Source organism: Leptolyngbya sp. PL-A3, from assembly GCF_039962325.1.
Lineage (GTDB): Bacteria > Cyanobacteriota > Cyanobacteriia > Elainellales > Elainellaceae > Vacuolonema.
The window spans coordinates 20,777-27,864 of sequence record NZ_JAMPLB010000080.1 but is presented as its reverse complement, the minus strand read 5'-3'; the positions used below and the strand labels follow the sequence as shown (position 1 = coordinate 27,864).

Below are 7,088 nucleotides of genomic sequence, written 5' to 3'. Positions count from 1 at the left end.
GTGGGACGCTACGCGTCCCACACACCATTCTGCGCAGCTTTATATTGATTTGGCATGAACTAACAAGGTTAGCTTATGCGTCTAAAATAATTAGGTTGTTGGTGCGAACAATCGGGTAATCAGACAACACACACATCTGACAGGAATTCTTGCGATTCATTATGAGCTACTTTCGTCCTGCTATTGACAACATGGCTGGCTACGTTCCGGGCGAACAACCCAAGCCGGGAACGAAAATTATTAAACTCAACACCAATGAAAATCCCTATCCACCCTCTCCAAAGGTGATGGAAGTATTACGCGACTTAGATAGCGAGTATCTAAGACGTTACCCCGACCCTTACGCAAGAGACTTTTGTCAGGCGATCAGTGATGCTCTGGGAGTACCCGCCGATTGGATTATTGTGGGCAACGGTAGTGATGACGTGCTGAATCTGTTGGTGCGGGCCTGTGCAGAAGGGAGCGATCGCAAAGTCGTATACCCCATGCCGACCTACGTGCTCTACAAAACGTTGTCAGCCATGCAGCCTGCGGAAGTGGTTGAAGTTCCCTACGCGGATAACTTCCAATTACCCATTCAAGAACTAATTGCAGCCAAGGGAGCGATTACCTTCATCGCATCTCCCAATAGCCCTTCCGGTCACACCGTACCGTTGAATGATCTACGGGAATTAGCCCAAGGGGTATCCGGTGTTCTTGTAGTTGATGAGGCATACGTCGATTTTGCAGAATCTTCAGCATTGCCCTTAGTTCAGGAATTTGACAACGTTATTGTCTTACGCACCTTATCCAAAGGTTACTCGCTAGCAGGTTTGCGAATGGGCTTTGGTGTGGCAAACCCTCAACTTTTAAGTGGATTATTCAAAGTGAAGGATAGCTACAACATTGATGCGATCGCCATCATGTTGGGTGCTGCTGCGATGCGAGATCAAGCTTATAAAAATGCTTGTGCAGACAAAGTGAAAGTGTCGCGAACAACGTTAACAGCAGACTTGAAGAATTTAGGATTTACGGTGTTGGAGTCGCAAGGAAACTTTGTTTTGGCAACTCCTTTAGACGGAAATGCAGAATTCCTCTACACCGGCTTGAAAGAACGAGGGATCCTAGTTCGCTACTTCAAACAACATGGATTAGAGAATAAGCTTCGTATTTCTGTCGGTACAGATGAGCAAAACCAAATACTGATGGAAGCATTGGTCAGCTTGCTGAACAAGAGGGCATGAAACACTAGCACTCGGCGGCTTAATACCTATGTTAGGTAGTGTGGGGTACTTGGCATCTCATATCATGTCGGGTTAAATACCACTTTTTATCATGGTATTTAACCTTACTTGTTATCACACTACCCAACATAGGTTGATGTCCGGCATGCAGTATTAGCCTGATTTTTTGTTATGGGGCAAAGCCTCCACAACAAAAAATCGGGTTTAGAGGTTTTGTCCGCTACTGAGATGGGTGTCTAAGAATTGCAGAACTTCATCGCACCAGTTAAGCCACTCGATTTCAGAGCGAATGCCGTAGCGCAGGGTGAGGTATTGGAATTGATGCTCGCTCGAAGCCTCCTCAATATCCTGAAAATAATTTTGCTCAATGGCTCGATAGGTCGCGAGCCTCTCCTGATGCTGCTGTCGGTGATGTTCGAGTTCTGCGCGGATAGTTTCTCTAGAAACTAAAGCCCCCGCAAATAATTTGACGAGTAGATCATCTTTAATCGGCCCCATTTCTGCAGGCTGCGCAATCCACTCCCGCAGAAACTGCTGCCCTGATTCAGTCACAGAATAAATCTTTTTATCAGGGCGGCTTTCCTGTTGAACTTCTTGGGCATGCAGCAAGCCCTGTTCCTCCAGCTTGGTCAGTTCACGGTAAATCTGCTGAAAGCTAGCTTTCCAGAAAAAACCTACAGAGCCTTCAAAACGCTTCCGCAAGTCATAACCACTGCAGGGTTCCTCCAGTAGCACTGCCAGAATTGCATGAACTAAGGCCATAGGCTCTCACTTGACATAGTCACTTTATTGAGTACAAGCTGTCCATATATTCAATTAAGTGAATAGTTACTTTCTTGAATATACAACTTATCTATTTCATTTAGCTTGCTCCGCAGGGGGGCTTGTAGGGTTCGCTTCAATCCGGTTTAACCCTAATACAGCAGCTATTCAGACTATCCAGGCTTTTCCCAGAAGGAATAATCGATGAAATCCGTAATACCCGGACGGTTTACAGCGCAGATCGATCGGTCTTTTGTCGTTTTTCTAAGGAGGTTTCTGCATAAGAATTTACCCAGAATGTTGGTGCTTTGCCCGCTTCGCGGGCAAAGCACCAACATCTGGGGGTAATTTCATTACTGGAAATCTCCTAATTGGGATGCGAGTGAACCAGCTCACTGCCTTCTCGGAATGGATGCCGGTTGCTCAAGCCATGGGACCGATGTTGCGCACCCTGCGCGAGCATCCCGAAAAGGGATTTTTAGGGGGTAAGAAATTTTTCCGCTTATTCCCCCATTACGACATTGATGGTGTCCTTTACGAAACGATCTACGGCAAAATGTCCATCTTTGGGTTGGCCGCTGCCACACAACATGTTCCTGCCCAAAGCCACCATGAAACAGAGTCTATGCGGTTAGCTCGTAGTGGCTCTAAACATCTACCCGAGTGAGATGTCGGGGATCAAAGACAGCGTTAGTGTCAATGAGGATAGCTGTATCGAAATCCTACAAACCCACTGCCCGGTATGGCGTGCTGACTTCAATGGAACGGCCCAGATTCTTTCAGTTTTGGAGACATCTTAATCGAAGGACAGTACGCACGTTGATCCAGCGATCGCTTCAACAACGGTTGCCGGGTTTGGCTGCGGAAATGGCCTACAGTCTGATCCTGGGTTTATTTCCGGGCATCTTAACAGTGTTGTCAGCGGTTGGGTTAGTGGCTCCGTTGCAGTTAACGCTGCAAAATTTAGTGAGACAGTTGCAAGATGTCGTACCCAGCGAAGCCATGGTGCTGATTGAAGATTTTGCCAACGATATTGCTACCCGCCGGGATACAGGCTTGTTTTCGATTAGCTTCATCATTGCCTTCTGGGCCACATCCGGGGCACTGAGTGCAGCGATGGTTGCGTTAGATCAGATCCATGAGATTCCGCAATCCCGTGTTCGTCCTTATTGGCGATCGCGTTTTCTCTCGTTTTTACTCACGATTGGGGCTCTGCTTCTTGTCACACTGGCCGTCTATCTGGTCTTTGTGAGCAATCTGCTTCTGCGGCGGGTGGTGGGCTATAGCGGTCCCTTTGATGCCTGGATTCTATGGGCTGCTGAGCTGTCTAGCCTACCGGTGGTGCTGGTAGTGATGTCTCTCACTTTTGGGTTCATCTATCGGTTTGGGCCAAGCCATTGGAACCCAGGACAACCCATTATGCCGGGTGCGATGATAGCCGCTGGTCTGTGGGCTATGCTGTCAAATCTATTTCGGCTTTATGTGGAGAGTTTTGGGAATTACAACCGGGCCTACGGGGCGATCGGGGCGGTCATCGTGCTATTGCTGTGGCTCTATCTGTCGTCTCTGGCCTTGCTGTTGGGCGATCAGTTAAACGTCGTCGTAGGAGAAGCCATGATGAAAAAGCGGGCGGGTGAGCCCTCCAAGGAGAGTAAAACCCCTTTAAAGCGTTAACGATGCAGCTTAGTATTTTGGATGAATCAGAGACTCAGTCAGGATGGTTAAAGCTCAGGTATCTGGCACTTCCGGTTCAAGCTTCTGCATGAATCAGTTTTTAAGGGCGTAAATCGTTGCATAGCTTCGCTATGCAACGATTCACACAGAAGGTCTGTTGCTAAGGATTACAAACAACACAACCCGTCATTCTTTTTGTGGAAGTGGCGGCGAAGTCGCCACTCCCACAAAAAGAATGACGGGTTGTTAAATGTATAACCCTAAGACGTTATGGATAGAAGGTTAATTGAGGTAACCCTAACGTTTCTTCCCACCCCATCATCAAATTCAGGCATTGGATAGCCTGCCCTGCCTGACCCTTTAGTAGATTGTCGATGGCGGACATGACGATCACGCGGCTGGTACGGGGGTCAACTTCAATGCCGATGTAGCAGAGGTTTGTGCCTGCAGCCCACTTGGTTTGGGGGTAAGTACCACTGGGAAGGATCTTGACCCAGGGGCATGAGCGGTAGAAGGCGTTGTAGATCGTGATTAGATCATCCCGTACTAGCCCTGGATCACGCATAGTAGCGTAAACGGTAGAGAGGATACCGCGTACCATCGGCACCAGGTGAGGTGTGAATTGAATCAGGACTTCGTGACCCGCCAGATCACTGCATACCTGTTCAATTTCAGGAGTATGACGGTGACGACCGCCGACGCCATAGGCGCCAAAGGAGCTGTCGGCTTCGGCTAGGAGCATATTCACTTTAGGCGGTTGGCGGCCTCCACCGGAGGTTCCAGACTTGGCATCAATGATGGCGGTCTCAGGAATAATCAGGCCCTGCTTGAGCAAGGGGGCTAATGCCAGCAAACTGGCTGTGGGATAGCAACCGGGACAACCCACCAGTTGAGCTTCTTGAATGCGACTGCGGTACAGTTCTGGTAAACCATAAACAGCTGTGCTGGCAATTTCATAATCATCGCGCTCGACGCCGTACCAGGTGCTGTAAGTGCTCAGATCACTGAAACGGTAGTCTGCCGATAAATCCAATACTTTGCACCCCTTCTCTAAAAGACGGGGGGTCATTTTATAGGCAATGCCATTGGGCAGGGAGAGAAAGACAACCTGGCAGCGATCGCCAATCACCTCCGCATCCACTTCCTCCACCGTCAGCTTTACCTGATGGCCTAAATGGGGGTAAAGGGCACCAAACTCCTGCCCCACAGTGCTATTACCGCCGATGTACACCAAATCTAGATGAGGGTGATCTTGCAGCAGCCGCACCAGTTGTATTCCGCCATAGCCGGAGGCTCCTACCACGCCCACCGACACCCGTTCTGCATCACCCATAATACCGACCTATACGACTCAACAAGGAAACCGATAATCCTCGGTAGCAATACAATAAACTAACCTGTTCGATTGTGCTAATTGAACGCACGTTTTCTTCAGGTTATCGCTAAGGTCAGGCGTTATTATGCCTGTTGCCTCTAACGTTAGCCTCTGATCCGGTCTACTCCAGCGTTAACTTCCCTCAGGCTGTTGCAGGGGGCCTCCCCTCCCTAGCCTGCCCCTTTCCAAAGACCCAGGCAAAAATCCCCAGGTAGATCGATGAAATCGATAAGATGGGGATCAGACTCATTACAAAAAGTTAACATTCCTTCAGAGAGTTTCCCGTGGAACCGCTTCACTCACCCCAACTGCTCAATGACTTCAACCCGACTTCGGGCTTTACGTTTGACTCCATTGAAGATGCGTTAGCCGATCTTAAGGCTGGCAAAATGATCGTGGTTGTGGATGACGAAAACCGCGAAAACGAAGGGGATTTAATCGGTGCGGCTCAGTTTTGCACCCCAGATATGATCAACTTCATGGCAGTTGAGGCTCGGGGGCTGATCTGCCTGGCTATGACCGGGGAGCGTCTGGATGAACTGGAACTGCCCTTGATGGTAAGCAATCAGGCCTTTGAGGATAGCTACGAACAAACAGCCTTTACCGTTAGTATTGACGGGGCTCTGCACCTGGGCGTAACAACCGGAATTTCTGCAGATGACCGGGCAAAAACCATTCAGTTGGCCATTAATCCCAAAACTCGGCCCGAGGATCTGCGCCGTCCGGGGCATATCTTCCCGTTACGATCGCGCGAAGGTGGTGTCCTCAAGCGAGCAGGCCACACCGAAGCGGGAGTCGATTTACCCAGGATGGCTGGCCTCTATCCTGCCGGCGTCATCTGTGAAATTCAGAACCCTGATGGCTCGATGGCGCGGTTACCCGAGTTGATTGAGTATTCAGCCCGTCACCAACTGAAAATCATCAGCATTGCCGACCTGATCAGCTACCGGCTGCAACATGAGCGGTTTCTCATTCGCGAAGCCATAGCCGATCTGCCCAGCCAGTTTGGCCACTTCAAAGTCTACGGCTATCGCAACCTGCTAGATAACTCCGAGCATGTAGCTATTGTCAAAGGCGACCCAGCTACCTTTGCCGAAAAACCTGTGATGGTGCGCGTTCACTCCGAATGCCTGACAGGGGACTCTCTGGGTTCCCTGCGCTGTGATTGCCGGATGCAGTTGCAAGCCGCGCTGAAAATGATTGAGTCCGTAGGTGAAGGGGTCATTGTGTACCTGCGCCAGGAAGGACGTGGCATCGGCCTGATCAATAAACTCAAAGCCTATTCCTTGCAGGATATGGGCCTGGATACGGTGGAAGCTAACGAGCGGCTGGGGTTCCCCGCCGATCAACGCAACTATGGAATTGGGGCCCAGATTCTGAATGATGTAGGGGTTAAACAATTCAAGCTAGTAACGAATAACCCTCGCAAGATTGCTGGCATCAAGGGCTACGGCCTGGAGATGGTGGATCGTGTACCACTGCTGATTGAAGCCACGAGCTACAATGCCGCTTACCTGCAAACCAAGGCTGAAAAGCTTGGGCACTTACTCCTCAGCTCCTACCTGGTAACGATCGCCCTCGAATGGCAGGAAGATGCACAATCCCCAATTGATCGCTACGAGCGGTTAGAGAAGATTCGTCACCTGGCTCAACAGCACGACTTGCTATTGCAGGAAGAGGCACGTCCGGTGGCGATCGCTCTCTTCAACCCAGCTTCCTTGATCGTCCATCTGGGCCTCGCTCAGTCTCAGGGAATTGCACCCGATTGGTATCAGCATCCGGACCATCCGTTGGTGGAGGCGATCGTTCCCATTCTGGACGAGCTTGCCCAATGGCATGACCTGCAACAATTGGAATTTCTTATTTCATCGGGAAGCGACCCGATGACCAATTTGCAGATTCAACTGTGCCGCCAGGTGTTCTCTTTGAATCCTGTAGCCCAGAAGGATGCGGTGCTCCCCTCCTCCCTCCGCTCGTCCTTAGAAACGCAGCGGATCTATGTCTTCTCCCACCATGGGCAAGATGACTAATCAGAGACATCGATTTTTCGTGCG

At 50.0% G+C, this 7,088-nt stretch carries 6 protein-coding genes; 4 read left to right on the top strand and 2 right to left on the bottom strand.

The genetic code is table 11. The features are described from left to right. Positions 1–161: 161 nt before the first annotated feature. The gene (hisC, locus tag NDI52_RS30505; protein ID WP_190775411.1) at positions 162–1,223 is read left to right on the top strand and encodes a histidinol-phosphate transaminase; all 1,062 of its coding nucleotides are present in this window, start codon (positions 162–164) and stop codon (positions 1,221–1,223) included. Between the two features lie 204 nt (positions 1,224–1,427). Here the strand turns inward: hisC and NDI52_RS30500 are convergent, their stop codons facing one another. Next, complete coding sequence (locus NDI52_RS30500) at positions 1,428–1,985, bottom strand: PadR family transcriptional regulator (protein ID WP_190775412.1); 558 nt, start codon at positions 1,983–1,985, stop codon at positions 1,428–1,430. 376 nt (positions 1,986–2,361) lie between these two features. Here NDI52_RS30500 and NDI52_RS30495 point away from each other — a divergent pair, with 376 nt between their 5' ends. Together NDI52_RS30495 and NDI52_RS30490 are read left to right on the top strand one after the other, a co-directional pair. Further along, on the top strand, positions 2,362–2,652 hold the full coding sequence (locus NDI52_RS30495; protein ID WP_190775413.1) for a DUF4188 domain-containing protein: 291 nt from the start codon (positions 2,362–2,364) through the stop codon (positions 2,650–2,652). A 92-nt stretch (positions 2,653–2,744) separates the two neighbouring features. Beyond that, positions 2,745–3,659, top strand: coding sequence for a YihY/virulence factor BrkB family protein (locus tag NDI52_RS30490; RefSeq protein WP_190775414.1), 915 nt, complete (start codon positions 2,745–2,747; stop codon positions 3,657–3,659). Positions 3,660–3,927: 268 nt separating this feature from the next. Here NDI52_RS30490 and argC read toward each other — a convergent pair whose 3' ends face one another. Then, positions 3,928–4,992, bottom strand: coding sequence for an N-acetyl-gamma-glutamyl-phosphate reductase (argC, locus tag NDI52_RS30485; RefSeq protein WP_190775415.1), 1,065 nt, complete (start codon positions 4,990–4,992; stop codon positions 3,928–3,930). A 326-nt stretch (positions 4,993–5,318) separates the two neighbouring features. Here argC and ribBA point away from each other — a divergent pair, with 326 nt between their 5' ends. After that, on the top strand, positions 5,319–7,064 hold the full coding sequence (ribBA, locus tag NDI52_RS30480; protein WP_347280038.1) for a bifunctional 3,4-dihydroxy-2-butanone-4-phosphate synthase/GTP cyclohydrolase II: 1,746 nt from the start codon (positions 5,319–5,321) through the stop codon (positions 7,062–7,064). Positions 7,065–7,088: the final 24 nt, after the last annotated feature.

Coding starts and splice junctions, on each gene's coding strand:
- hisC (WP_190775411.1), top strand. CDS start 162: ATGAGCTACTTTCGTCCTGCTATTGACAACATGGCTGGCTACGTTCCG.
- NDI52_RS30500 (WP_190775412.1), bottom strand. CDS start 1,985: ATGGCCTTAGTTCATGCAATTCTGGCAGTGCTACTGGAGGAACCCTGC.
- NDI52_RS30490 (WP_190775414.1), top strand. CDS start 2,745: ATGGAACGGCCCAGATTCTTTCAGTTTTGGAGACATCTTAATCGAAGG.
- NDI52_RS30495 (WP_190775413.1), top strand. CDS start 2,362: ATGCGAGTGAACCAGCTCACTGCCTTCTCGGAATGGATGCCGGTTGCT.
- argC (WP_190775415.1), bottom strand. CDS start 4,992: ATGGGTGATGCAGAACGGGTGTCGGTGGGCGTGGTAGGAGCCTCCGGC.